27 protein-coding genes, 7 tRNA genes and 1 pseudogene are annotated in these 24,898 nt (G+C 59.9%); 19 read left to right on the top strand and 16 right to left on the bottom strand.

Translation table 11 applies throughout. From position 1 onward, the window contains the following. Positions 1-5 precede the first annotated feature (5 nt). Entirely contained in the window at positions 6-731 is a 726-nt protein-coding gene (gene pcsA / locus C1A35_RS08760; RefSeq protein ID WP_104663967.1) for a phosphatidylcholine synthase, read from the bottom strand. Positions 732-1,005: 274 nt separating this feature from the next. Here pcsA and C1A35_RS08755 point away from each other — a divergent pair, with 274 nt between their 5' ends. Beyond that, complete coding sequence (locus C1A35_RS08755) at positions 1,006-2,217, top strand: UbiH/UbiF family hydroxylase (protein WP_104663966.1); 1,212 nt, start codon at positions 1,006-1,008, stop codon at positions 2,215-2,217. On the opposite strand, the gene C1A35_RS08750 is transcribed toward C1A35_RS08755, so the two are convergent. Then, complete coding sequence (locus C1A35_RS08750) at positions 2,185-3,147, bottom strand: AEC family transporter (RefSeq protein WP_104663965.1); 963 nt, start codon at positions 3,145-3,147, stop codon at positions 2,185-2,187. The two genes, C1A35_RS08755 and C1A35_RS08750, sit on opposite strands and share 33 nt — an antisense overlap. A 116-nt stretch (positions 3,148-3,263) precedes the next feature. After that, complete coding sequence (locus C1A35_RS08745; protein ID WP_104664349.1) at positions 3,264-4,010, bottom strand: cytochrome c biogenesis CcdA family protein; 747 nt, start codon at positions 4,008-4,010, stop codon at positions 3,264-3,266. A gap of 191 nt (positions 4,011-4,201) precedes the next feature. On the opposite strand from C1A35_RS08745, the gene C1A35_RS08740 reads away from it, so the two are divergent. From C1A35_RS08740 to C1A35_RS08735, 3 genes are all read left to right on the top strand, one after another. After that, positions 4,202-4,277: transfer RNA gene (locus C1A35_RS08740), tRNA-Lys, on the top strand. 80 nt (positions 4,278-4,357) lie between these two features. Further along, positions 4,358-4,600: a hypothetical protein gene (locus tag C1A35_RS35855; RefSeq protein ID WP_158665027.1), complete on the top strand. Its 243-nt coding sequence runs from the start codon at positions 4,358-4,360 to the stop codon at positions 4,598-4,600. A gap of 238 nt (positions 4,601-4,838) precedes the next feature. Beyond that, positions 4,839-5,105, top strand: a complete 267-nt coding sequence (locus tag C1A35_RS08735) for a hypothetical protein (RefSeq protein ID WP_104663964.1) — start codon at positions 4,839-4,841, stop codon at positions 5,103-5,105. Between the two features lie 248 nt (positions 5,106-5,353). On the opposite strand, the gene C1A35_RS08730 is transcribed toward C1A35_RS08735, so the two are convergent. Next, complete coding sequence (locus tag C1A35_RS08730; protein ID WP_104663963.1) at positions 5,354-5,692, bottom strand: hypothetical protein; 339 nt, start codon at positions 5,690-5,692, stop codon at positions 5,354-5,356. A gap of 192 nt (positions 5,693-5,884) precedes the next feature. Here C1A35_RS08730 and C1A35_RS08725 point away from each other — a divergent pair, with 192 nt between their 5' ends. From C1A35_RS08725 to C1A35_RS08715, 3 genes are all read left to right on the top strand, one after another. Beyond that, entirely contained in the window at positions 5,885-6,124 is a 240-nt protein-coding gene (locus tag C1A35_RS08725) for a hypothetical protein (RefSeq protein WP_104663962.1), read from the top strand. 192 nt (positions 6,125-6,316) lie between these two features. Continuing rightward, positions 6,317-6,571 (top strand): YMGG-like glycine zipper-containing protein, encoded by a 255-nt coding sequence (locus C1A35_RS08720; RefSeq protein ID WP_104663961.1) that lies wholly within the window; start codon positions 6,317-6,319, stop codon positions 6,569-6,571. Between the two features lie 154 nt (positions 6,572-6,725). Continuing rightward, entirely contained in the window at positions 6,726-6,989 is a 264-nt protein-coding gene (locus C1A35_RS08715; protein WP_104663960.1) for a hypothetical protein, read from the top strand. 81 nt (positions 6,990-7,070) lie between these two features. Here the strand turns inward: C1A35_RS08715 and C1A35_RS08710 are convergent, their stop codons facing one another. After that, positions 7,071-8,051 carry a GlxA family transcriptional regulator gene (locus C1A35_RS08710; RefSeq protein ID WP_104663959.1) on the bottom strand — a complete coding sequence of 327 codons (981 nt, stop codon included), beginning with the start codon at positions 8,049-8,051 and terminating at the stop codon, positions 7,071-7,073. A 428-nt stretch (positions 8,052-8,479) separates the two neighbouring features. On the opposite strand from C1A35_RS08710, the gene C1A35_RS08705 reads away from it, so the two are divergent. The 3 genes from C1A35_RS08705 (at position 8,480) to C1A35_RS08695 (ending at position 10,919) form a co-directional block, all read left to right on the top strand. Continuing rightward, positions 8,480-9,184, top strand: coding sequence for an FkbM family methyltransferase (locus C1A35_RS08705; protein ID WP_158665026.1), 705 nt, complete (start codon positions 8,480-8,482; stop codon positions 9,182-9,184). Positions 9,185-9,249: 65 nt separating this feature from the next. Next, positions 9,250-9,972, top strand: a complete 723-nt coding sequence (locus C1A35_RS08700; protein ID WP_104663957.1) for an FkbM family methyltransferase — start codon at positions 9,250-9,252, stop codon at positions 9,970-9,972. Between the two features lie 98 nt (positions 9,973-10,070). Further along, positions 10,071-10,919, top strand: coding sequence for a glycosyltransferase family 2 protein (locus C1A35_RS08695; RefSeq protein ID WP_104663956.1), 849 nt, complete (start codon positions 10,071-10,073; stop codon positions 10,917-10,919). A gap of 199 nt (positions 10,920-11,118) precedes the next feature. On the opposite strand, the gene C1A35_RS08690 is transcribed toward C1A35_RS08695, so the two are convergent. Both C1A35_RS08690 and C1A35_RS08685 read right to left on the bottom strand, forming a co-directional pair. Next, positions 11,119-12,156, bottom strand: a complete 1,038-nt coding sequence (locus tag C1A35_RS08690) for a hypothetical protein (RefSeq protein WP_104663955.1) — start codon at positions 12,154-12,156, stop codon at positions 11,119-11,121. A gap of 82 nt (positions 12,157-12,238) precedes the next feature. Beyond that, a complete protein-coding gene (locus C1A35_RS08685; RefSeq protein WP_104663954.1) occupies positions 12,239-13,123 on the bottom strand; it encodes an FkbM family methyltransferase in 885 nt (294 codons plus the stop codon). A 177-nt stretch (positions 13,124-13,300) separates the two neighbouring features. Here C1A35_RS08685 and C1A35_RS08680 point away from each other — a divergent pair, with 177 nt between their 5' ends. Beyond that, a complete protein-coding gene (locus C1A35_RS08680) occupies positions 13,301-14,032 on the top strand; it encodes a class I SAM-dependent methyltransferase (RefSeq protein ID WP_104663953.1) in 732 nt (243 codons plus the stop codon). A gap of 285 nt (positions 14,033-14,317) precedes the next feature. Here C1A35_RS08680 and C1A35_RS36680 read toward each other — a convergent pair. The 6 genes and pseudogenes from C1A35_RS36680 to C1A35_RS08650 form a co-directional block, all read right to left on the bottom strand. Next, positions 14,318-14,832, bottom strand: a pseudogene (locus C1A35_RS36680) (DDE-type integrase/transposase/recombinase); the annotation flags it as partial. 136 nt (positions 14,833-14,968) lie between these two features. After that, positions 14,969-15,433, bottom strand: a complete 465-nt coding sequence (locus C1A35_RS35850; protein WP_158665024.1) for a hypothetical protein — start codon at positions 15,431-15,433, stop codon at positions 14,969-14,971. Further along, positions 15,430-15,648, bottom strand: a complete 219-nt coding sequence (locus C1A35_RS08665; protein ID WP_104663951.1) for a hypothetical protein — start codon at positions 15,646-15,648, stop codon at positions 15,430-15,432. The genes C1A35_RS35850 and C1A35_RS08665 overlap by 4 nt, the downstream gene beginning before the upstream one ends. Before the next feature lie 308 nt (positions 15,649-15,956). After that, a tRNA-Arg gene (locus C1A35_RS08660) sits at positions 15,957-16,033 on the bottom strand. A gap of 34 nt (positions 16,034-16,067) precedes the next feature. After that, positions 16,068-16,373 carry an ETC complex I subunit gene (locus tag C1A35_RS08655; RefSeq protein WP_034791376.1) on the bottom strand — a complete coding sequence of 102 codons (306 nt, stop codon included), beginning with the start codon at positions 16,371-16,373 and terminating at the stop codon, positions 16,068-16,070. A 236-nt stretch (positions 16,374-16,609) separates the two neighbouring features. Then, positions 16,610-16,686 (bottom strand) — tRNA-Pro (locus C1A35_RS08650). Positions 16,687-16,916: 230 nt separating this feature from the next. On the opposite strand from C1A35_RS08650, the gene C1A35_RS08645 reads away from it, so the two are divergent. Together C1A35_RS08645 and C1A35_RS08640 are read left to right on the top strand one after the other, a co-directional pair. Continuing rightward, a complete protein-coding gene (locus C1A35_RS08645; RefSeq protein WP_104663950.1) occupies positions 16,917-18,098 on the top strand; it encodes a GGDEF domain-containing protein in 1,182 nt (393 codons plus the stop codon). A 501-nt stretch (positions 18,099-18,599) separates the two neighbouring features. After that, positions 18,600-19,229: a DUF1062 domain-containing protein gene (locus C1A35_RS08640; RefSeq protein ID WP_104663949.1), complete on the top strand. Its 630-nt coding sequence runs from the start codon at positions 18,600-18,602 to the stop codon at positions 19,227-19,229. Positions 19,230-19,294: 65 nt separating this feature from the next. Here C1A35_RS08640 and C1A35_RS08635 read toward each other — a convergent pair whose 3' ends face one another. The 3 genes from C1A35_RS08635 to C1A35_RS08625 all read right to left on the bottom strand — a co-directional run bounded on the left by C1A35_RS08635 (position 19,295) and on the right by C1A35_RS08625 (position 21,173). Then, positions 19,295-19,948 (bottom strand): outer membrane protein, encoded by a 654-nt coding sequence (locus tag C1A35_RS08635; RefSeq protein ID WP_104664348.1) that lies wholly within the window; start codon positions 19,946-19,948, stop codon positions 19,295-19,297. Positions 19,949-20,109: 161 nt separating this feature from the next. Beyond that, on the bottom strand, positions 20,110-20,595 hold the full coding sequence (locus C1A35_RS08630; protein ID WP_104663948.1) for a DUF192 domain-containing protein: 486 nt from the start codon (positions 20,593-20,595) through the stop codon (positions 20,110-20,112). After that, on the bottom strand, positions 20,595-21,173 hold the full coding sequence (locus C1A35_RS08625; protein ID WP_104663947.1) for a cold-shock protein: 579 nt from the start codon (positions 21,171-21,173) through the stop codon (positions 20,595-20,597). The genes C1A35_RS08630 and C1A35_RS08625 overlap by 1 nt, the downstream gene beginning before the upstream one ends. Positions 21,174-21,369: 196 nt before the next feature. Here C1A35_RS08625 and C1A35_RS08620 point away from each other — a divergent pair, with 196 nt between their 5' ends. From C1A35_RS08620 to C1A35_RS08595, 6 genes are all read left to right on the top strand, one after another. Further along, positions 21,370-21,810, top strand: a complete 441-nt coding sequence (locus tag C1A35_RS08620; RefSeq protein WP_104663946.1) for a VOC family protein — start codon at positions 21,370-21,372, stop codon at positions 21,808-21,810. Between the two features lie 397 nt (positions 21,811-22,207). Further along, on the top strand, positions 22,208-23,539 hold the full coding sequence (locus tag C1A35_RS08615) for a D-Ala-D-Ala carboxypeptidase family metallohydrolase (RefSeq protein WP_104663945.1): 1,332 nt from the start codon (positions 22,208-22,210) through the stop codon (positions 23,537-23,539). A 135-nt stretch (positions 23,540-23,674) separates the two neighbouring features. Next, positions 23,675-23,749, top strand: a tRNA-Glu gene (locus C1A35_RS08610). A gap of 198 nt (positions 23,750-23,947) precedes the next feature. Continuing rightward, positions 23,948-24,022 (top strand) — tRNA-Glu (locus C1A35_RS08605). 198 nt (positions 24,023-24,220) lie between these two features. Beyond that, a tRNA-Glu gene (locus C1A35_RS08600) sits at positions 24,221-24,295 on the top strand. Positions 24,296-24,435: 140 nt separating this feature from the next. Beyond that, positions 24,436-24,510: transfer RNA gene (locus tag C1A35_RS08595), tRNA-Glu, on the top strand. Positions 24,511-24,898: the final 388 nt, after the last annotated feature.

The following is a 24,898-nucleotide window of genomic DNA, read 5'->3' as shown; positions in this document are numbered from 1 at the left end:
TGCTCCTATTTCCGGCCGAGATTCGGGAAAATCTGCAGCACGAAGCCAATCACGTAGAGATAGATGCCTGTGATGACGAAGCCGGTCACGACCCATGCCGGCGTCGCAAAATGCAGGAGCAACGCGTAGATGCCGAGCGCCGACCACAAGAGGAAGATGCCGAGGTTCAGCGGCCGCAAGCGCTGGACGCGGACCGGGTGAAGGAAGTTGATCGGCAGGAAGGTCAGCACCACCGACACGAAGACGACGATCGACGCCGTCAGCTCACTGGCCTGGATGACGAACAGGGTGAAGACGATCATGTTCCAGACGACCGGGAAGCCGGAAAAGAAATACTCGTCCGTCTTCATGCCCATGTCGGCATAATAGATCGCGCTCGAAACCACGATCGCGCCAGCGGCCACAAAGGACCAGGGCTCGCCGATCATGCCGCTCTGATAGAGCGCAAAGGCCGGCAACAGCACGTAGGTGACGTAGTCGATGACGTTGTCGAGCGTATCGCCCGACCAGTTGGGCAGCACTTCCTTGACGCGAACCTTGCGGGCGATCGGTCCGTCGATGCCATCGACGAGCAGCGCCAGCCCCAGCCACCAGAACATGTCGACGAAACGGTGCTCGGCCGCAGCCACCACGCCGAGAAAGGCCAGAAACGATCCCGATGCGGTCAAGATATGCACGGAGAAGGCGCGGATCTCGGCGTAGGGAACTCGTCTGTAGTTAAAGAACTTCATCTGCGGACGCCGCCCACCCCTGCTGTTTTTCCCCGTGCGGGCCTTGGCCCACCTCGACCGCTCTGCGGCGCGTCGCCCGTAATATGCACCCTTTGCAACGCATCGCCACTAAAATTCAAGTATTACAGCCTCCCCTCGCCCCATTGTCCTGTGGACACCTGCAAATTGCTTCTGCGCTGATTCTACCCATTTATTTCGCGCGCACCGGCGACTAGAGGTATGATCGGGTCTGGACCAAGACGCCTCGGTGCCTGCGTGAAAGGTTGGTTGCATCATGGATCACTACGACATCGCCATTATCGGGGCCGGGCTCGCCGGATCGCTCGCGGCGATCGCGCTTGCCGACGCCGGCTACCGCGTAGCCCTGATCGGACCGGAACCGGCGGTCGCCGACGGGCGCACCACGGCGCTGATGGATCAGTCGATCGAATATCTCAAGAAACTCAACCTTTGGGAAAAGGTCGAGCCGCTGACCGCACCGCTTGCGACCATGCGCATTCTCGACGGGACCAACCGGCTGTTGCGCGCCCCGCCGGTCAACTTCCGCGCCTCCGAAGTCGGGCTCGAGGCCTTCGGTTACAACATCCCGAACGCGCCTTTCATCGATATCCTCCGCCAGCGCGCCGAAGAAAGCCCGACGCTGACCCGCATCACCTCCTCCGCAACCGGATTCGACCTTTCGGATACCGTCGCGACGATCGCGCTTACCGACGGCAGTCAATGCAGCGCGCATCTCCTCGTCGGCGCCGACGGTCGTCGCTCGCCGGTGCGCGACGCGGCGAAGATCTCCGTCAGCACCTGGTCCTATCCGCAGACGGCAGTCGTTCTGAATTTCGCGCACGAGCTGCCGCATCAGAACATCTCGACCGAATTCCACACGGAAAGCGGCCCCTTCACCCAGGTGCCCCTGCCTGGCAATCGCTCCAGCCTGGTCTGGGTGCGCAAACCCGACGATGCGGCCGAGACATTGACGCTGGACCTTGCGGCACTCTCCCGCGCCGTCGAAGACCGGATGCAATCGATCCTCGGCAAGGTGACCGTCGAGGGCGCGCCGCAATCCTTCCCGCTCTCTGGCATGACGGCACAGCGTTTCGGCAAGGGCCGCGTCGTGCTTCTCGGCGAAGCGGCGCACGCCTTTCCGCCGATCGGCGCACAAGGGCTCAACCTCAGCCTGCGCGATGTGATGACGCTCGTCGATATCATCGGCGCCCCCAACGGAGAGCCGCTTGCCGGCGATATCGGTGACCGCTTCGACGGCCGCCGCCGGCCTGACATCATCAGCCGCACGGCGAGCGTCGATCTGCTCAACCGCTCGCTGCTGTCCGGCTTCCTGCCGGTGCAGGCGCTGCGGGCGCTCGGGCTGCACGTGCTTTCCGCCGTGGGGCCGCTGCGCAGCCTGCTGATGCGCGAAGGCATTCACCCCGGCAGCGCGCTCAATGCCTTCAAGGAAGGCTTAGGGGAAAAGATCGGGCGGAAGAGCGCCTGAGCGGATCAGGTAAAGCAGGCCGGTCACGGTCGCCACCGAAAGCGTCGTGGTGATCAGGATCGTCGCCGAGGCCCGCTCCTGCCAGACGCCATATTGATGGCCGATGACGAAGACGTTGGTTGCCGTCGGGAGCGCTGCGAGCAACACCGCCGTCTGCACCCAGACCGGATCGTAGTTGCCTGTCAGGCTCATCGCCGTGAACATGACCATCGGGTGCAAGAGCAGTTTCGCCGGCACGATGTAGCCGATCTCGACGGGAATGCGCTTGATAGGCCTCAGCGCCAGCGTCACGCCCATGGCAAAAAGCGCGCAAGGGGCGGCACACTGAGCGAGATAATCGATCAGCCGCTGAACCGGCACCGGCGGCTGAACGGCGAAGAAGGCGGCAACGACGCCGGCAAGCGTCGCCAGGATGAACGGGTGCAGGACAATCTTGCGCGCGACGCTGGCCGCAAGCGCCAGCGGCTTTTCCTGCCGGCCGCCCGATATCGCCATCATTGCAGGCGCCACGGCAAAATGGGCGGCATTCTCGAAGCTGAAGATCAGCGCCACCGGCACGGCGGCCGCATCCCCTAGGGCAAGAAGAGCCAAACCGGGGCCCATGTAGCCGATATTGCCGTAAGCCGCACCAAAACCCTGGATCGTCGCCTCAGCAATGGAGTTGCGCCTGACATAGACGCCGATGAGGAAAATCAGCGAAAAGACGATGTAGGTGGCGCCGACCGTCGTCAGGATGAAGTCGGCGCGCGCCAGCTGCTCGATCGGCGTGCGCGAGACGAGCTTGAAGAACAATGCCGGCAGCGCGAGGTAGATGATGAAGGTGTTGAGCCATCCCATCGCCTCGCCCGGATGCTGTACGAAGCGCGCCGTCAGATAGCCGAGGAAGATCAGGCCGAAGAACGGCAGCACCAGGCCCGCGATTTCCGTCATCTTGTCCCTCGCATCCTTCACCGTCCCGCGCCGACGCCCGCACGCCTAGCGCATGAACCGGCCAGACGATTAGGCCAGTCCCAGCGAAAAGTGATTCTAAAATACGAGGGTATGCCCTAGCCGATTTTCATCAGGATCGGGAAGGTCGTCTGGAACCAGATGGCGACGGAACTGATGAAGCCGAAGAGGAAGGCAAGGCCCGCAAGCACCAACAGCCCGCCCATCAGCTTCTCGACCAGACCGAGATGACTGCGGAAGCGGAAGAGGAAGCGCATGAAGGAGCCGGAAAACGCAGCCGCGATCCAGAACGGCACGGCAAGGCCGAGCGAATAGATCGCGAGCAGCATGGCGCCGTCGGAAACGGTATCGCGCGCAGCGGCGACGCCGAGGATCGTGCCGAGCACCGGGCCGATGCAGGGCGTCCAGCCGAAAGCGAAGGCGAGCCCCATGATATAGGCGCCCGACAGCGTCGCCGGCTTGCCGCCCCCCTGGAAGCGGGCCTCGCGCGCGAGCAGCCCGATCTTGAACACGCCAAGAAAATGCAGGCCCATGATGATGATGATTACGCCGCCGACGCGCGACAGCAGATCCATATGCTGCCGCAGCAGCATGCCGATCGACGAGGCGCCGGCCCCAAGCGCCACGAAGACGGTCGCAAAACCAAGCGTGAACAGAAGCGCTGCCGGCAGGACCGCACGCCTTGTACTGCCGATCGTTGCCGCATCACCGCTGCGGAACTGATCAACCGAGACACCCGCCATATAGCACAAATAGGGCGGCACCAGGGGCAGAACGCAGGGAGAGAGGAACGAGAGGGCGCCAGCAAGTACGGCGGTCCAGATGGAAATATCGGCGATCGACAACGGCAAGAACTCCGGCATGCGGCATTTGGGCCATTCCTTAGCCGCAGGATCATGATGATACCAATCACCTTTTGGCGATCATTGCGCCATGCACCGTTTCTTCACAAAACCCGCAATTTTTGGGTTGACCGGGGGGAAACACGCGTGCATATGTCCGCCCACTTCCGCCGGGCTTCAGGGCCGCGGCCAGGGAGCGCGTAGCTCAGCCGGTAGAGCAACTGACTTTTAATCAGTAGGTCCAGGGTTCGAATCCCTGCGCGCTCACCATAGAATTCTCAATAAAATCAACACTTTGAGCTGAATTTCCGGCCTTACAATGCGTCGTAATTTTACGATGTTTGCGGCACATGGCACATGCGCGCGATCGGTTTGATGACGTGATCCATGATAAATCGCCAGCGCATTTCATCGGTAGTTTACAATCTCGCTTCTCCGACGAACATCCTTGCCGCAGTGGAAGTCGCCGCCGGTCTCTGCTTGGGGAAATAGCCGCCGAAACCTTCTCACACCAGGATACGCCGCCCAACGCTGCGGACATGATCCGTGCCCTGCGGATCATCCTGGATAGCAAGGAAGAAGCCGCCCGATAGGACTTAGGTCCGACATGGTCGGGCAAAGGTCCTACCCGCATTGCCGAATCTCGAACGCATTGCCATTCCTAGTTGCGCGTCAACCGCACTTGGCGCGAGTGATCCCAGAGCGCGGCCCAGCCCCACCAATGTAGCGCTCTGGGGTCCACTAAGCCCCATACCCTCAAATTTAAGGAGGCATCTGTGCGCCTGTCGGCCCGCGTTGCTTGGCTTAGCCTTGGTCAAGGGAGTACATGAGATGGCCGATAAGAAGCGACGAACAATGAGCCGGAGTGAAATCCCGAATTTCGTGGCCGAGATGATCGCGGCGCACTGCGACATCACCGCAGTTGGCCACGAAATGTATGTCATCGGAGACGTTGATGCGGGCGAGCGGGCTATGAAAGATGCCCAGCGTATCGGCGAGAAATACGGCGACCGCGATCCCCTGAAGCTGGAGATCGTTTCCTACCTCTGGTCGATCGGCAGATACATCGAGCTTGCCTCCGAAAGCACGCGGCACTGAAGACGCGATGCCATACGATGGCTTCATTTCTTCAGCGCCATCTCCGCAAGCGTTCCGAGCGCGAGCCCGATCAGGAGCATGTACATCCCCCTATCGATTGCTTCCCCGGTTGACGCGCCGTTGGCGGACACCGCGCGTCGCTGCAAGCGCTCGCTGGCGCTGGCAGCAGGCCACGTCCATTCAGCCTGGAGCCCGGGCAATTGATCTCGTCGGCCTGCCGCCGCGGACGGCAAGTCGGGACCCGTGTGCTAGAAATCGAAATAGACCGTGACGCCGGATCGACGCTGGTAGCGGTAGTCGTCACGGTAGCCGTAATAGCGGCGATCGCGATAGCCGCCATGGTACCCGTATTGGCGCGGATAGCACCGGCCGTAGTAGCCACACGAACGCCAGGCGTGCCGCCTATCCGACCGACGGTCCCATCGGCGCTCGGCGTGCCAGCGACGATGGCTTCGATGGTTGACCTGTTCGACGGAGTTAACCTGTGCGTTTTCGGGTTTCGGTACGAAAACCGGAGCAGCGCTCAGCGGCATGGCGAAAGATGCTGCCAAGCCGATCACTGCGAAGGCGGACAAGAGCTTTCTCATTGTAACTCCTCCTATCTGGCAATCACTTTGGGCTAATGAGCCTGAACCTCCGATGAATACCTAGCCCACACGGATTAAAGTGCCACCGGAACGGGCGCTGTGAACGACATGTCCGGGAGGACCGGCGTGTCGTGTCGGAACTCTCCCGCCGAATCGACAGTTCCCTCCTTGAGCACCACAGGGAGATACAAAGTGGCGATCGATCTGAAGGCGGGCTTCACCCGAGGGCCGACCGAACCCTCCACCGGCGCCCGCAAGTTCGCAAAGGCTGCCGCCGGAGCTGTCAGCCGTCAGGCCAACGCCGTGGCCGTCGGAGCCGCCGCTCCCCCATACACAGCAACTGGCCTGACGCTTGCTGTCGGCTTCCTGGCTTTTGCGATTGGCTTCGTCATGGGCCGATCATCGGTCGATGGCCGGCAGAGCTACTGGTAAGCGTTCCATTGCCCACGAGCCCTTGTCGCCGGTTGAAGGCGCCGCTTGACCACGGCGTGGTTGCCTGAAGGAATCCTCGCTCCAGGAAACACCACACTCGACAATTCGTCGCGTTGCGTAGATGCTGAGCTTCACGCTGAGGATGCAAGATCCTGAACCGCTGAGATTGGTATCGAGCAAAGGGGTAAGAGCATGAGAAATCTTGTCATTGCGCTTGGATTGATTGGTACGCTTGCGTCCTGCACGCAAACAGAGAAAGGGACCGCCATCGGCGCCGGTACCGGTGCGATCATCGGGGGCGCGGTGAGCGACAGTTGGGGCGGCGCGGCTATCGGCGCGGTGGCCGGTGGCGTTATCGGCAACCTCATCGGGCGCTCCCAGGAGCGCCAGGGCTACTGCATCTATCGTGATCGCTACGGGCGCCGGTACGAGGCACGCTGCCGGTAAGGGCGCCCCCATCCTCCACGGCGACAGGCGCAACCCGGTCAAATCCTTTGCGGAAACGATCGAATGCGCCTGCACGCCCAGCTGAATCTCAAGGAAATCTGGCCGAGGCCGAACTTGGCAGGACGTCCTCAATCAAGCGTGTTACACTGTCGAAATGATTGACGAAGAGCAGAGCTACGAATTTTCAGAGTTTTCCGGCCAGTTCAGTGACGATGGCGTCGTCGTGGAATTGCGGATCTACCGACAGGCTGGCACCAATCGCGACTGGACCCTCGAAGTCATCGACGAGGAGGGCTTTTCCACCACCTGGGAGGATCCCTTCCCCACGGACCGCGAAGCCTTCGAAGAATTCATCGCCACCGTCCAGCGGGACGGAATCCAGGCCTTTACCGACGAACCGCCGCAAACCGTCCACTGAGACCAGATCGCCAGGTCCGAGGGACGACGGGCTCGCGCTTGAGCCGGGCCTGCAGCAACCGCACGTGGCCTGAACCCATTGTCACGCCACCGCGCCTCTTCGTGCCAAGCGCATCTTCAGCGGGCTCATGCCATACTCGCGGCTATAGGCGCGCGAAAAGGCCGACAGGCTGTCAAAGCCACTGCGAAGGGCGATCTCCCGGATCGGACTGGCAGAATCGCGCACCAACCGGTGGGCGAACTGAAGGCGGAGGCGAAGGTAGTAAGCGCCGGGACTGGTCGACAATCCCCTTGCAAACAGCGACTCCAGCTTGCGCTGCGAGACCGACAGCCGCTTCGTCAGCGCGGCAACCGTCAAGGGACGCTCCAGCGTGCGTTCCATCAGGCGGATAGCCTCGGCAAGCTTCGGGTCGCGCGTCTCGATCCGGCCGAGCGAGACATAGGGCTGCACGTCGGCTGCATTGTGTGTCTGGTCGTAGACGAAGATGCTGGCGACATCGAGTGCCAAGGCAGACCCCAGCCTCTGCGTGATCCAGTGCAGCATCATGTCGAATGTTGGCGAAGCGCCCCCCGATGTCCAGAACTTGCCGTCGATGACGAAGCGATCGCCAAGCACGGCAAGCTCCGGAAAGGCCTGGCTGAAATCCTCCAGCTCTTCCCAGTGTGCCGTTGCCTTGCGCCCGTTGAGCAGGCCGCTGCGCCCGAGCAGCCAGCAGCCCGATTCGATGCCGGCAACGATGTCGAAATGGCGCGAGCACTCCTGCAACGCGCCAATGAATTTCTTGCCGGCATGGCGGTCCAGGTTGAAGCCGCCGATCACCAGCAGTGCGTCGCCGGCAAGCGGCTGGCCAAGCATGCCCTCGACCGCGATCGGCACACCACAGGTCAGGACCACCGGCTTGCCGTCGGCCGAAAGCAGCCGCCAGCGAAACACCTCGCGACCGGAGATGCGGTTGGCGGCGCGCATCGGATCAAGCACCGAGGCGAGCGACATGATCGACGACTCCGGCAGGATGACGACGGAAACTTCGATCACAGATTGTAGACGTCCATCGGAAGGCATGCGGGAAATGTCAAATTTCAAGCGGGATTTGTCAATTCCCGCATCGCCTTTCGGGCATTATCAGACCGTATCGATCTCCCTACGCGCGGCGCTGCAGCCCCGCGCAGAGACGTTCCCCTTTCCGCCTTTTGCCGGAACGGGCCGGTCGGAAATGTTCCGCCGGCCCGTTTTTTTGTGGCGTGTTTTTCGAAGCGCAGACGACAAGTTTCGCGCCGTCTCGTGCCACACCTGGGCTAGCTTCCACCAACAAGAGCGACGGTTATCGATGGAAGGCAGGCGACACGGTTCCGTGGCCGCAGGCGCCGGCCGTCTCGGCGCGGAAGCGTGTTGCGTGCCTAGCTTCGATGCTCCGAGTATCCTCATCGCCGCGGCTTGCGCTGGCAACGCATATAAGTCATTAAGCATCTCCGCAACTGAGGGAGACTATGATGCTGGGGGCGATGAAGAACTTCGTAAAAGCGACAAAGCTCATCGGCCGCATTCCAAAGATCGAGCAGAAGCTCGACCTGCTTATTTGGGAAACCCCGGATATCCCGCGCGACTTCTTCCCCAAATTCGTCGAAAGCGCACGGCAGATGGGCTGGTTGGAGAGTGCAAAGCAGCACAAGCCAATGACCGCGAATGGCGAGCCCTGCCCCTGGTACACCTATCCGATGCTGCACTTTCTTGATACCAGGCACCTGGCTGATCTGCGGATATTTGAATACGGCAGCGGCAATTCCACCCTTTGGTGGAGCCGCAACGCGAAATCGGTGGTCAGCGTGGAACACGACCGTGGCTGGTTCGAATTGATTTCGATGCAATCCCCCGCCAACGTCAGTTACAACTATCGCGAACTGGTGGAGGGAGGAGACTACTCCACCGAGGTGACGCGCCATCAGGACATCCCTTTCGACGTTGTCGTCATTGACGGCCGTGATCGCGTAAATTGCGCAAAGGCCACGATGAACCTGAAACAGAAGCCATCCGCGATCATCTGGGACAACAGCGAACGCGAGAGGTATCAGGAGGGCTACGAACTCTTGATCAACAGCGGCTATCGCCGCCTGGACTTCGACGGCTTCGGACCGGTCAACGGTCGCCCCTGGCGGACGTCCGTGTTCTACATGCCGGACAACTGCCTCAAAATCTAAGCCATCACCGCGTTCGTTCTGGCCGGGCGCTTCGTCCGCAAGACACTGCAATTGCCGAGGGAACCATGATCAAGGGAAAGCTGTTGAAACGGGCGCTTCGCTCAGCAGCCTCGATGCTGACGCGACAGGGTTTCCATGTTTCCGAGGAGCGCTATTCGGCGGCGTACCTGAAGCGCTATGGCTTTGAGATCAACACATTCATCGATATCGGCGTCTATCAAGGCAGTCCGGTGTTCTACGAGCTTTTCAAGGACAAGAAGTTCATCCTGATCGACCCGCAGCCTGATACGATGGAAAAGGCCGCCGAGAGCGTAAAGGGCCTCGATTTCGACTACATCCAGTCAGGAGCAGGCGCGGCAAGAGATACGGCAACGCTTGCACTCGAGGGCCCCTCCTCCAGCCTGATGAAGCGCAGGGACTGGAAGCGACAAGCGGAAAAAACCGTAGAGATCCAAATCGCGCCGCTTGACGAGCTTCTGGCGAACAAAGGCTATTCCGGTCCGTTTGGGCTGAAAGTCGACACGGAGGGCTTCGACCTTGATGTCCTCAAAGGTGCCGTACAAACGCTTCGGGAAACGCACTTCGTCTTTACCGAAGCCAGTCTTCGTCGCCGGTTTGAAGGCGGTTATCGGTTTTCGGAACTTGTCGCCTTCATGGCCGAGCAAGGCTTCGAAGTTGCCGACGTCATCCCCCACCGGTCGCACAATCGCCTCGTCGACGTGCTCTTCGTCCGCGCGGGCAGCCCGGCGCTGGAACCCAACGCCGTTCCTGTCCGTACGGTCGGCTAGTGCGCAAGCAGAATTAACCTCCACTGAAATATCCAGCGCGCCCGACAACGACAAAAGTGCCGTTGGGCCAGCGCAAATCGCAATAGGAACTGGCCTCGATGCGCGTAACACTTGCGATATGCTGCTACAACGCCGAAGAGACGATCGAGCGGACCCTCGCGTCGGCCAGACAGCTGGAGTGGGATGATCTGGAGATCCTGGTCTGCGACGATGCATCCACGGACCGATCCGGAGACATCGTTCGATCGATCATTCAGCAGGACCCGCGTGTAAGGCTGGTCGTTCACAGCGCCAACAAGGGCAACGCTGGCGCTCGCAACACGCTTGCACGCGAAGCCACGGGCGAGATCCTGGCCTTCCTCGATTCGGACGACGAAAACGCTCCGGAGCGGCTGAAGATCCAGGTGGCAAAGCTGCTGGCTGCGGAGGAACGCCATTCGGCGCCGGTCTCGGTCTATTGCACGCGGCGCGTGATCTCCGCCGGCAAGACGACGACATTGAGCGCCATGGGTACCGCGCAGCCGGTCGGTGGCGACGCGGTTGCTCTCCATCTGCTTTGCGACGATCCCCTCCCCGGCGACGGCAGGGTCGGCACCTGCACGATGCTGACCCGGGTTTCGACCTTGCGGAAGTTCACCTTCGACGAGAATTTCCGCCGGGCAGTCGATCGTGAATGGGCCATTCGTTTTGCCTTGGGAGGCGGATTGATCGCCGGCTGCGAAGAAAGCCTGGTCACGCAGCACCTTAGCCTCACGGACGGTAAGCGGGCCCGACAGAACGATGCACGACGCCAGGTGGTCCAGAAATTCCGGACCTATCTGCAACAGCGGCGCTCCTATCGCTACGCGCTGACGATCCACCGGCCCGGCCGCATGTACACCAAGGGCCACAGGCTTTTGTTCAAGCCCGTCACCGCGCTTCTTTCTTGCTTCCGGAAACGCGGGTAAGCTTCCTGCTCGAGGGAGCCAGAACCGACCGCAACCACGCGCCGCGCGGTGGCGCGTCTGCGATCTCGCTCTTGGCGGATGAGACATCTCTGGACGAAACATAAGGGAATGCGTTTCACTGAGGGCATCGCTAGCGCACTCCACGGAGATGAAATGACGTACGACGCTCATCTTGGCACAAATCCACCCCAGTGAGAATTTAAGATGCCACCCTTTCAATCGTTAGGCTGACAAGTTCGAACTCTCCTTCTATCGCGCCTTCGGCCATAACCACCCGGACTTCAACAGGTTGGTTGGGAGCCGACACCTCAAATTCCAGTTGCGCCGAAAAGGTCCCGTTCTTTGGCAGAACCGATTTTGCCACCACAGTGACCTTGCCGTCAGCTAACACGTCAATAACAATAATGTTGCCTGAGTAGTTGCCTTTGACTGAGAAAGTCACGTCGGCCAGCCACTCCCCCGCAGGCAAGTGAAAATATGGTCCCCAGCTAAGCATCCTCGCAGGCCCAACCATTTCAATTGGACCGGCAAGGCCGCCGGTTGGCCTCTGTCCACTGAAGCAAGCAGCAACTGGCCATTTGATTCGGGATGGTATTTGTCCCGACATCAACATATCATACGCCGCCGCGGTGGCCTGCACGACTTCCACCTCTTCCGGCGTCAATTCAGATGTACCGGTAGCAGCCTCGCTAGCATGCTCGACGCGCTCATAGATGATCTCTGTCAGCGGCCTCAAGTGGTTGCGGTTTGCCTGATCGTATAGAGCCAGGATGTTGTCCACATTCACTGAAGTCAGCGAAAGTCCGAGCGAAAATGAAACACGATTCACTAGACTCTCAAGCTCGTTTAACTGTGTTCCGATCCGTAGTGGTGAGATCGTGTTGGCGGAAACGACGGGGAACAAGGATGCCGCTGACTGAGTAACAAACCGCGAGGCAGCCAGGGCAGATAGAGACCGCGCCTTCATGGCGTATAGTATTGCCTGCTCGACAGGCTCGGTCACGAGAACGGTGGGGATGCCGTTATGCACCACAGATTGTGCGATTTTGATATCAGGCACATCAAAGTAGATCATGATCGGCCGATCACCTCTCTTTTCCAACCCCTCTCGAAGTTGGTCCAAGGTGTTTGCCGCCACGTACTGGAAGTCGCCATAGAACTCCCGAAGAATGTCAAGCCCCAACCTGACAATGAATGTTGCGTAAGGCGCAGGAAGCCCGCAGAAAACGTAAACCATCTAAAGTTTCAATTCTGAGAGTGCCGTGATGTGCAAGCGCCGAGCCCCACCATTCTGTGGTGAGGCTCAACTTTGTTTTGTGTTACCGCTGCTGAGGAGTGTTCAGCGACGAGATATCCGACTTGGAGAATGTGACCTCGCAGTGCGGTAGCGATGTGAGCTCCGACATCGCTACCGAATTGAAGTTCGAATCCCCATCGATCACCCACGCGCGGAAACCGGTTGCCTCAAGTTCCTTGACAAACTCTCCCAGATTGAGCCGGGTGGCCATCATCAGCACGGACCATTCAACAACAATCTTGATGTTGGGCGACCGCTCAATCAGCCCCTTCGCCCCGCGGATGATCAGCGGCTCGAAGCCTTCCGCGTCCATGCGGAGGAGATCAACGTTGCTGACAGTGGCCAAGGTTTCATCGAGCGGGACACCTGGCACCGTGATAACCTTCACGCCTTCCTTCGGATCGCCGTTCAACACGTTACCACCCCCAACCGCGGACGGATCGTAAGTGAACTTCACCTGGCCTGGAACTTGGGTGACAGCATGGTTGTAGAGCTTCGCGCGCGGAAAGAAACCATTGTGGTCAACCGACCAATGGAGAAGACGGTAGATTTCAGGGTTCGCTTCGAAACCAAACAATTTTCCATCCGGACCAATGGCTTCTGCCATCGCCAGGGTATGGTAGCCCATATTGCAACCGACTTCGACGACAGTGGAACCGGCCCCGACTAGTTTGAGGATCGCATGCTCGATGCCCCATTCCCAGACGCCATTCATGATGATGTGCGGGGTAAGCCCGAAGTCCTTCGTGTAAACGAAGATACGGTGCCCACGGTGGGTTTTTGTAACTCCCACTCCGTTGCCCAAATATGCGTAATCAGCAGGTGCCCGCATTCTCGCTTCCTCTCGTTCGGACTTTGCCCGAACGCTTAGACCGAAATTGAAGACCTTAGCAAGAGCACTTTTCATGTTGACTGCCTGACATTGGTAACCTCTGAACCAGATGAGTTTGCGACCCTCCAGTGCAGACGGCGCGCGATACGGTTCCTCTACCTTGCGTATTCATCTGTGGGCGTGGTAGGGAGCCTACCTAAACACATACTTGCAATTGACCAAGCTTGTAAACCGACAACCCGGCGGTGTTTTATGGGCACACCTCATTGCCTTTGGGGCTTCTGGCGGAAGAAGCAGCCAAGCACATTTCGAACAACGGAATATAGCAGAGACTACTACAACGAACACAAGGAATCCGGTCTCGACTACCTCACCTATGGCTACTGGCATTCCTCCTATGCCAGGATGGTAACTGAAGCCACATTGCAGCAAGAATACGAAGATCCTTCGGTCTTAGATGTTGGCGCGGCCTGCGGCACCCATTTGAACGGCTTCCGAGAGACTGGCGTTTACTCTCGCGTTTGCGGCATCGATATCACAGAACACATGGTGAAGCTCGGCCGGCAGCGCTTCAACTTCTCACCGGATCAACTGGTCCACGGATCACTCACCGAGATGCCGATCGAGAGTGGTCTGGTTTCGCTGCTCCATTCTCATCAGGTTCTGGAGCACATCCCCGACGAGCTCACTGACAAGATGATGTCTGAATTCACGCGTGTCCTGCGGCCGGGTGGCCGCATGTTCGTGGTCCTCGACGCTATTCGATATGGCGAAACCAAAGACATCTACATGGGTGATCCCACGCACGTGAATATCAAGCCAGTTTCCTACTGGACTGAGAAGCTGCAGGACCATGGCTTGATGTTTGACATCGAAGCTTACAACCGCTTCGTACAGTCGCCACATGGCCCGACGGAGGGTGAGCCGGACAATTTCTACCGGCACTACAAGTTCTGGTCGGCTTGGTCCCTAATCAAGCTTTGACAAGATTGAGGTGATGCGCCAACCTATTTTCTACTTTGCCATGTAGTCGCGTCACCTCTCCATCAACGACTTCCCGGATATCCATCACGGCTTCCTCCTAATCAGCGAAGAGGACGTTGTCCATTCTCCCACCGTTGAGGTAGGGGCTAAACTGCGTGATGCCGTGGAACCAATACGGAGAGTTCCGGTCTGCGCTGATCTTCATTGGGCGCTTGCTTATAGGCTACATCCCTTGCTGTCTGCATTGGTAAGCCCAAAGACGCGTCGATGGCAAAGTCGCCGGGCCTGCAGCTGAGCGTGGTTGTCGTAGCGGAAGCGTTTGACGGTGGCCTCCTTGATCGTGCGGTTGATCCGCTCAACCTGACCGTTGGTCCATGGGTGGCTTGGCTTCGTCAGTCGATGCTCGATCCCGTTTGCTTCGCAGATCATGTCGAAACGCATTGGCCGGGAATAGATGGTGTTCCGGTTGCGGGGGCTGCTCTGCAAATTGGATGCCGTTGTCGGTGAGGATCGTGCGGATCCGGTATGGCAGCAGCTCAAGGAGATGCTCCAGGAACTCCCATGCCGCCCGCCTGTCGGCCTTGTCGACGAGCCGGGTGACCGCGAACTTGCTCATACGGTCGATTGCTACGAAGAGAAAAAAGGCTTGCCCTCAGCCGTCTGGACGCGGCAATGTCCGCGTGAAAGAAGCCGATGGGATAACGCTTGAAGCGTTGCAGCCTGGATTTGTCACCATCGACGTCGGGCAGGCGCGATATGTCGTGACACTGAAGGCAACGGTGCAGTGCCGATCGCGTCAGCTGTCCCCGATGCGCGTTCGTCCACGACTCCGGAATGCCGGCGACGACATCGGCATAAGCCGTTTCTGGGTCCGCCCCGAGACGGGAGAACACTGCACCGTCCCGTTGCCATATCGACCGTCAGCCAAGCCCTTCACTATGTTTCCGCTTCCGATCGTGGCTTCGTCATGGTGCAAAAAGTATCGGTTGATGGCTTTGATCCGGTGCCCGACGAGGGCTTGAACCGCGAACAGGCGCTTCCCCTTTGCTTCCCAGAGTAGGCTCCGGCAACGCCTGTGCGCCCAACTCCCCACCAACGATACGGGATCGCTTGCATCTTCGGTACCTTGCCGTCCTCCGATTTCGGCGTTCTGACGCTTGGCGCGAGCAGCAGTTGCAAACCGACGGTCAAGGCCGTGATCGCAGCAGCAGTGGCGGCGCCGACGGCGAACGTCGTCAGAGCAGTACCGGCGCCGAAGATCGGCGTGAACGGCGCGGTGAAAATTGGCGTGAAGATCGGATCGAAGAGGACGGGGCTGTCGTGCGAAGAGCACGCGCACAAATCGACCCGCACGCGATGGATGATCTCTTCCGATGGCGCACTCTCATAAAGAAGAATCAAGCCTTATCTCCCCGGCTCCACGCCGCAATAGAGTCGCATCGTTTCGCTCGGACGCCGGCTGGCGCTAGAACTGCCCAGAACGGACCAAAGCGGATCGCACCGATTTCCTTGAGGGTGCCGTCGAGGTCCGAAGCCGCCATGATGATGCTGATGTCGCCGGTGACCGGCGTCTGGGTACGAGAATAGCCGAGCGGCTGCACCCCATTGTCGATCATTGGAACGAGGCCGCCGGATCGGGCGACGAAAGCGAGAGCACGTTCCTCGTCGCGATACGTCCCCCTCACCTGCTCGGCCGGGTCTGTCCCGGTCTGATCAGCTACGCGTCGATCGCCGGGTACTCGATTGCAGAGGTGGAAGAGTGCTTGAAAAAGCACTATCTGGCGACGGATTAGCAGACCAGCGATGCGGTCATTCTGCGGATGGAAAAGAACATCACGTGAATGAAGTCTGTAAACGACTATGAGAAAGCCGTAAACTGGGTCCAGTAGAGGGCGAAAATCCGCCGGTAAGCCATTGAAATCGTTGGCGACCCCTGCAGGATTCGAACCTGCGACAACCTGCTTAGAAGGCAGGTGCTCTATCCAACTGAGCTAAGGGGCCGTTCCGGGCGAGGCCCGGCGAATGCGGCTGGACCTCAGTGGGTCCAGGGCTGCATCCGGTTGAAACGGAAATTGTCCGGATAGGACACGCTCTTGCGGGTCGCTTCCTTCGGCGCGATCACGCGGTATTCGATGCCGTTGCGCTCGGCGTAGGCAATCGCCTGCTCGGCGTTTTCGAAGGTCAGCCGCAGCTGCTGCTTCATGTCGCCGGAGCTGGTGTAGCCCATGATCGGGTCGATGGTGCGCGGCTTTTCCTGATCGAACTCCAGCACCCACAGATTCGTCTTGGCCTTGCCAGACTGCATGGCGGTCTTTGCTGGACGATAGATCTTTGCGGACATGGTTTCGAGCGGCTCCATACTGTCACTGGCAACATTCACGGGCGCCAGCATTCCGTCTTCCCATAACGCAGAATGATTTAAAACGGAATGACTTTTGGCCGGATAAATTTGGCTTTCTGCGGGAGAACCGCCAATCTTTCCCGACAACCCAAATTGAGCGTCGGCGGCGCTCCGCAGAGCCGGACAATTAGCCAAGGGAAATCGGGGAGACAGGCGCCACAATCGCGCTTCAACGATGGTCGGAGTGGAGAGATTCGAACTCCCGACCCTCTGGTCCCAAACCAGATGCGCTACCAGACTGCGCTACACTCCGTGCCAACGGCGCCGGAGATACACGCTTCGCCCTTGGGCTGCAACATGAAAATTCGCTGACATTTGGTATCGGACAAGTCCGCCTTCATCGAACCATGGTTCCGTGCCGCGCAAATTGTCCCGATTTGGAACAAAAATACGGGTTTGTCATTCGAATTTAGGAATCACTAAATCCATTGTGGATAGAGCGAAACGGCGCTGCCCGCCTCCCAAGCCCGCCCGAGCGATCCAATGACTGCCCAACTCGACCTCGCCACCGTTCTCCTGCTTCACAAGTCGTCGTTCCTGGTCGGCGCCTTCTGCTTCCTCTATGCGCGCTGGCAATCTCCGCGCGACGAAGGTCTTGGCATCCTGGCAAGCGGGTTCCTCTTCCTGGCGCTTGCCTCGACGCTCGCGGGCTACGGCGAGCAGAAATTGCTGCCGCCCTATCTGTGGACACTCTCCAGCTTCACGCTCGGGATCGGCGGATACGCCCTGTTCTGGATCGGCGTGCGCCGCCTCAGCGCCGGCCGCCGTCGTCTGGCGGATTGGCTGGCGCTTTGCGTGCCCGTCACCGGTGCGCTCATCGGTCTCATCACGCATTTTCAGGTGGTCAATTACATCCGAGCCAGCGTCTTCAACGCCACCGCCTTCCTCTTCCTCGCGGCTTCGGCCGTTGCAATCATCTCCGATCGCTCGCGAGAGCCGCTCCCGGCCCGCGCCATGCTGGCGGCCGCCATGGCTGTCGGGGCCAATCTTTGCCTTGCGGTGGTCATTGGTCTCATCAAGCCTGGCATCGTGCCGATCACCACCACCTACGCCTTCTTCCTCTCGATCATCTGCCACTTCGCCATCGCGCTCTTCGCCCTCGTGCTCGTCAAGGAACGGGCGGAAGCGGCGCTGCGCCGGTCGGCTGACACCGATGCGTTGACCGGCGTCGGCAACCGGCGCTGGTTTCTCGCCCACCTGCCGAAATCAAGCTGGCAGGGCGATTGCCTGATCGTCATGGACCTCGATCATTTCAAGCGCATCAATGACCGCTACGGTCACCACACGGGGGATCAGGTCCTTTTGGCCTTCGCCGATCTCGTCCAAAAAAACCTGCGCCGGGGCGACAGCTTCGCGCGCCTCGGAGGCGAGGAGTTCGGGCTCTATCTGCCGCGAACGAACAAGGCCCAGGCATTCGCGATCGCCGAAAGGCTGCGCCGCGCCGTGGAAGAACTGCAGGTGGTGAGCAACGGGCAAAGCGTGGCGGTCAGCGTCAGCATCGGGCTGACCGCCGCCAGCGGCACGGAGCGCTCCTGGGAGGATTTGTTCAACAGAGCCGATGCGGCGCTCTACGCAGCCAAGCGCGGCGGCCGCAACCGCGTCGCGTCCGACTTGGCGCCAGCCGAACCGGAACCGCTCGTCTTGAGCCTCGATCGCGCCAGTTGATTCAGGCAGCACCTGGCCGCAATCCACCTTCAAAAAGGGAAGCGGACCCAAGCATATCCCGATCCGCTTCAGATGGAGGTATGAGGCGCATTTTACCGCAATGTGCCTCGATTCACGTGTGGCCAAATCTTGCCTAGGCCGCCAGAAATTGCCACCTTGGCGCGAGCGTGTGGCTTTGCTGCACTTTTCGGCGCGTGTGCAAGCGTATAGGACGATCGGGCAGCCACAATCGCGCTGTCTCTCCTGGAGTTTCGCTTTGCCTTTATAAAATCCGGTCTCGCTAGTTTCACTCCGTACGCCCGATAGCGTCTAAGCTGTCGGATTGAATTTTCATGCGTTCGTTGAGGTGGCGGTTCGAGACCGGAATGGCATTGCCGATCTCAAGCCCGACGTAACTTCGTCAGGCGGAACCATCACATCCAAACGCTGCCAGACCGCGTCCCCGGAACGGGTACTCAAACCGTCGTCTCGATGGACTTCCAATTGGAAGAACCAGACGACATGTCTCACACATTGACGGTCCAGTGGACCATCACACCAGTTACCGCACCGCGCCCCTTTCTTGCCTGCAGCCGATGCGGCGGCCACCGCCCTTTCACATGCAGTGGCAAAACACGGCTCAACGCCAATGGCCGTCGCCTCGATGCCTGGCTGATCTATCGCTGCGCGGCCTGCGAAGACACCTGGAACCGGCCGATCTTCGAGCGGCGGAATGTCGCCAATGTCGATCCCGAGGCGCTTGCAGCGCTCCAAGGCAACGATCCGGGCTGGATCCGCCAGGTGGCGTTCGACATCGAAGGGCTTCGTCAATGCACGGACCGGATCGAGGAATTCGCCGATTGCCATGTGGAAAGGCGCGTCATGAGCGGGACCACAGCCTGCACGCGGCTCGATATTGTTCTTGTCGCCGCGCAAGTAAGCAGCCTGCGTGTCGACCGCCTGCTATCGACGGAACTCGCGGTGTCGCGGGCCAGGCTGACCAGGTTCGAAGCTGGTGGACTGCTCACGCTTGTGCCCGAGGCGCGAAAAGGCCTGCAACGCCCGATCAGGCATGGCAGCCGCATCGTCCTCGATCTTTCAGCGCAGGATGATCGCGCCGAAATCGCCGCGCGTGCCCTTCTGGCTTCGTAGCCCAGCGGGCCTCACGGAGCGCCGGGCATAGCGCCGGCGCTCCGTGATCAGAATATGCTTTCATATCAGAATTTTACGCCGACACCGACTGTGAACTGGTGCTGGTCGAGGTCGACATTGACGCCGCCGAAATCCTTGTCGCCATAGTCGTTGTAGCGGTACTCGGCGCGGCCAAATGCCCTGTCGGTGAACGAGTAGTCGACACCGGCACCGATCGTCCAACCGTTGAAGGTTTCCTTTTCCTTCGATGCGCCGGGCACATCGACGAAGCCGCGGGTCACGGCCCAGCCACCGGCGCCGTAAAGCAACGCCTTGTCGTTCAGCACATAGCCGACGCGGCCGCGTACCGCGCCGGAAACATCGGTGCCGACCTCGGTGGAGGTCCCGCCGACATCCAACGTCTTGTCGTTCCAATTATAATTGACGTCACCCTCGATGCCGTAGACCCAGTCGCCTTGCTGAAAGTTGAAGCCGGCAAAGGCGCCGAGCAATCCGCCATTGAAGTCTTCCGAAGCGCTGCCGCCAGGCGCACTGAAGTCCCCGTTGAGCCAGCCACCGCCACCCTGAAGGCCGACATAGCCGCCGGTCCAGACAAACCCCGGCGATGTCTGCACCACCGGGGCCGGCGGCTGGCTTAAATCGGCCGCGAGATCCGCCGCCATCGCCGTCTGCACAGCGGCGGAGACCGCCATGATTGCAACAAGCACACTCCGGATCACCACGGATGCCTCCTGCTGTCATCAGAAGAACATTAGCAACGCATTAACGCGCAGCATGCCCGAAAGGCTTCACAACCTCAACCGTGAAACCGGTCGGGTTCCGGTACATAATTTAGGGGCGGAACCGGGAAGAACAAGGAGGGCGAAGCCGCCTCGCGCGCTTACGGCCGAGAGGCCGGGATACGGGAACCCTCCAACCGGTCGCCGGGGCTGACGTTCAACCGCTTGACCGTGCCGGCGTTGAGTTCAAGCACGAAAGCCACCGGCTCGCCGGAATCAATGATCGCTTCAGAAAACGGCACGGCGTCCTCGTGGATCGTCCGCACGATACCCCTGTTGTCGATAAACAGCATATCGAGCGGCAGATGCGTGTTTTTCATCCACATCATCACGCGGCGCGTCTCGCCGAAATCGAACAGCATGCCGTGATCCGGCGCCATCGATGTGCGAAACATCAACCCCTGCTCGCGCTGGGCCGGATCGACGGCCAGTTCGACCGTCAGTTCGTGAACCGCCTTGTCGGCGGTTACCAGGCGCATCGTGTCCCGCGTGAACTGAACGTCGGCCAACGACGATACCGTCAGTGCAAACAACAAAAAAAGCGCCAAAAGGGCGCTTTTTCCGACAAGATTACGAGCGACGACCATTAGTGCGACCGGCTCGCCGGCGACGGCCCGTCCGGATGGATCTCTGCCGCCATCAGGCCCTTCTCTCCGTCGCCGAAACGCACGAGAACCACCTGGCCGGGGCGAAGCTCGGTGAGGCCGAAGCGCCGAAGCGTCTCCATGTGAACGAAGATATCTTCGGTCCCTTCGCCGCGCGTGAGGAACCCGAAACCCTTGGTGCGGTTGAACCACTTGACGAGGACGCGCTCGAGGCCGCTGGTCGGCGTCACCTGGACGTGGGTGCGGACCGGCGGCAGCTGCGACGGATGCACCGCCGTCGACTGGTCCATGGAGAGGATGCGGAAGGCCTGGTAACCGCGGTCGCGCTTCTGGATGAGAGCAACCACCCGGGCGCCTTCAAGAACCGTCTGGTAGCCATCGCGCCGGAGGCAGGTCACGTGGACCAGCACATCCTGCATGCCGTTGTCGGGCACGATGAAACCGAACCCCTTGGCGACGTCGAACCATTTGATCACGCCGGTGATTTCGATGAGGTCGAGAGCATCGCTGCCAAAGTCGTCACCATGCATGACGTCTTTCGAAGATGTCCTATCCGCCATTCTCTCCCAGCCCCTCGTTTACGCGCGACTACCGATACGGTTAACTGATTCTTATTGACCAGAATAACATCGTCCCGCCGCGGATACGCAAGACCCTCGGCATATTTTGGCCGAGAACTAATATGGGGACGCAGCCTTGCCTCTGGCTTGCTGACAGCCCAGTATACGCCAACTTCTGCAAAACAGGGACATTGCAATGCGCTATCTGCACACGATGGTTCGCGTCAAGAATCTGGACGAAGCCTTGAACTTCTACGGCAAGATCTTCGGCCTGACGGAAATCCGCCGCTACGAAAATGAAAAGGGCCGGTTCACCCTGGTTTTCCTGGCTGCGCCCGGCGACATCGACCGCGCCCGCGGCGAACTCTCGCCCTGCCTCGAGCTCACCTACAACTGGGATACGGAAGATTATACGGGCGGGCGCAACTTCGGCCACCTCGCCTATGAAGTCGACGACATCTACAGCTTCTGCCAGCACCTGATGGAAAACGGCGTGACCATCAACCGTCCGCCGCGCGACGGCCACATGGCGTTCGTGCGCTCGCCCGACGGCATTTCGATCGAGATCCTGCAGAAGGGCGAAAACCGCCCGCCGCAGGAACCTTGGGCGTCGATGGCCAATACGGGCGCCTGGTAAGCTCCGCACAATTCTCGCGGACGAAGATGGCCCCATGCAGCCGGCGACACCCGGCGGGCATGGCCGAGCCGTCGATCAGCAGCAGCTATGAATGATCCAGGCCCGGTCTAGCCGGGCCTTTGTATGTTGGAAACATGCGGCCCCAAGGTTAGCGCCGGTTTACAAATCGCGTATCGTTGAGTATTTTTTCGCGCGAAACGTTGATGCCGGGTCCTATCCGCGATGTCTCGTGGCGGCGACCCCCTTTTGTACTTGGCCTGATCTTTTCCCGTGGCGCTCCTTCCGGTCGCCGCGAGAATCATGAGTTTGTTTGTTCTGAGCGATGTTTCGGAACTGAGACTTAATGCATGGCCCGGTGACGCTTCGCCGATCATGCACGGAGAGCGGGGATAGGACGTTGCAACATCCGGACACGAAGGGCGCAGTGCTCGTCACAATTGCGCGGGCGGCAGCCTTATCCGTTTCGCTGCTGGCCTTGAGCGGCTGCATGTCGGCCGCCGGGGAAAACGATGCCGCGACCGCACTGAAAGCCGAAAATCAGGCAGTCCCGGCGCAAGCCGCCGAATCGGAAGGCACGGCTCAGGACGGACAGGTGGTTGCGCTCGGCAGCAATCCGCAGGCGCAACAGGCAGCCGCAAATGCGACATCCCAGGACACCGGACAACCTCAATCACTGACGATGCAGGGCACCGGCCTGCGCGCCGCTTCCTCAAGCATCTATGGCCAGGCGCAGGCAGCGACGGGCGCCCAGCCGCAGACAACCGGAACGGTGCCTGTTCCTGCCGGACAGCCCGGCATGAACGCAACGTCCAACAGTCTCTTCAGCGGCACCCAGCAACAGCCGCTTCCGGTCATGACGCCGCAGCAGGGAGCCGCCAACACGGCCACCGACGGAGCGAAGGACGCCGCCGTCGCCGCCTATGCTCCCTCTCCCGCGCAGGACGCCACCCTCCCCGTTGCCGTTCCGGTGCCGCTGAGCGCCGAGGCAGCCGCCAGCGGCCAAACCTCGTCGACGCCGCAAGCGGTGGCCAACGCCGAAATCGCACCAACGGCGACCGAGGTCGCGACCGCGCTGCAGCCGACACCCGCGGTCACACCCGCCGACGACAACAAGGATTCATCCAAAACCTGGACGCTCGCGGCCCTTTTTGCCGGCAAGCGCAAGGAGAAGCCGCAGCAGGCGGCGCTTCGCGCAACGCCGCCGGCGGAAAAGAAGACGATTACCGCCAGCAATGCGAGCCAGCCGCAAACGGCCTCCCTCGCCTACACGCTTCCGGGCGTCAAACTGAATTCGCTCTATAACTACGAGCACGAAGAGCATCTCGGCGATGATGACGACGGCGCTCCTGTTCAGGTCGCCTCGCTTTCGGGTCTCGCCCGGCTGGCGCCAAGCGGGCTCATCCTGCAGACCGAGAAGGTCGATGCCGGCTGTTTCAAGCCCGAACTCATGCAGATGCTGAAGAAGGTCGAGACGCATTACGGCAAACAGGTCATGGTGACCTCGGGCTTGAGGCCGATCAAGGTCAACCGCGCCAAGCAGTCGCTGCACACACGTTGCGAGGCGGCCGACATTCAGGTCCAGGGCGTCAGCAAGTGGGATCTCGCCGAGTTCCTGCGCAGCATCCCCGGCCGCGGCGGCGTCGGGACCTATTGCCATACGGAGTCGGTCCATATCGATATCGGCACGCAGCGGGATTGGAACTGGCGCTGCCGGCGCGCCAAGGGCTGAACGCAAGCATTTGTTTCCATGGGAGATTCCGAGAAAGCCCCCAATTGTTTGCGCCTGTGGATTTTTTACAGGAATATGAAAATTGCCGCTTGCGGTTCTGAAATCCTCTGGCTATAAGGCGCCCACACAGCGAGTGCGCCCTTCGTCTATCGGTTAGGACACCAGATTTTCATTCTGGGAAGAGGGGTTCGACTCCCCTAGGGCGTGCCACTGTGTTGATCTCCTCCCCCATGAAAATCGACGTTTTCAGCACCTGAAACAGCAGCTTGCTGTCTCGACCGCGCCTCCGATTTCACGCGCTCCGACGCCGAATTTTTCTCGCCGATTTCAACAGGAAAAGCACAAAAAACTGAATCTGGCGCTTGCGGTATCCAGAGTCGCTGGCTATAAGGCGCCCACACAGCGAGTGCGCCCTTCGTCTATCGGTTAGGACACCAGATTTTCATTCTGGGAAGAGGGGTTCGACTCCCCTAGGGCGTGCCACTGTGTTGATCTCCCCCCCATGAAAATCGACGTTTTCCACATCCGAAACAGCAGTTTGCTGTCTCGATCATGTCTCCGATTCCGGGCCTTCCGGTGCCGAATTTTTCTCGCCGATTTCAACAGGAAAAGCACAAAAAAACTGAATCTGGCGCTTGCGATATCCAGAGTCGCTGGCTATAAGGCGCCCACACAGCGAGTGCGCCCTTCGTCTATCGGTTAGGACACCAGATTTTCATTCTGGGAAGAGGGGTTCGACTCCCCTAGGGCGTGCCACTGTGTTGATCTCCCTGACATCGAAGACCATGCCATCCGCACCTAAACGACCGCGCATCGATTTTTCTCGTCGTTTTCGCCGGGCAAGCATAAGATACGCGAATGCGCAGTAGTCGCCTGCGCTTCGATCGGATACCAAGGCGCCCATCGTCTAGCGGTCAGGACGCCGCCCTCTCACGGCGGTAACACGGGTTCGAGTCCCGTTGGGCGTGCCAAGATTGAGCGAAATCAATTAACGACAGACGCGGTTAGCCGATGCGCTGGAGTGCCGTTTTCCGTTTCGAGGCGACGACAGTCGATTTTGTTTAAGCGCCGAGGCCCGTCTCATTTACGCAATCTTGTCCGCCTAAAAGAACGCTGGTTCCGCGTCACTTCTTTTGGAAACGGATTTAGCGGCATGATCGCTAGATACTTAAGCTACCCCTTATTTATCGTATCAATGTCGCTCCTTACTGCCTTGATTTTGCCTGCGTACCTTCTCCGTGACCTGTTCAAGGTCATCGCGCGGCATTTTTGGTTTCGGATGGGTCGCGTCCCCACAAGTGGTGTAGCTGGGCGGTAGCGAAGCCGCTCGCGAGCGCGCCCTCGACAGCGCCGTAGCGA

It is taken from the genome of Ensifer adhaerens, assembly GCF_002940685.1.
GTDB classification, from domain to species: Bacteria; Pseudomonadota; Alphaproteobacteria; order Rhizobiales; family Rhizobiaceae; genus Ensifer; species Ensifer adhaerens_E.
This window is presented reverse-complemented; position numbering and strand designations above follow the sequence as displayed.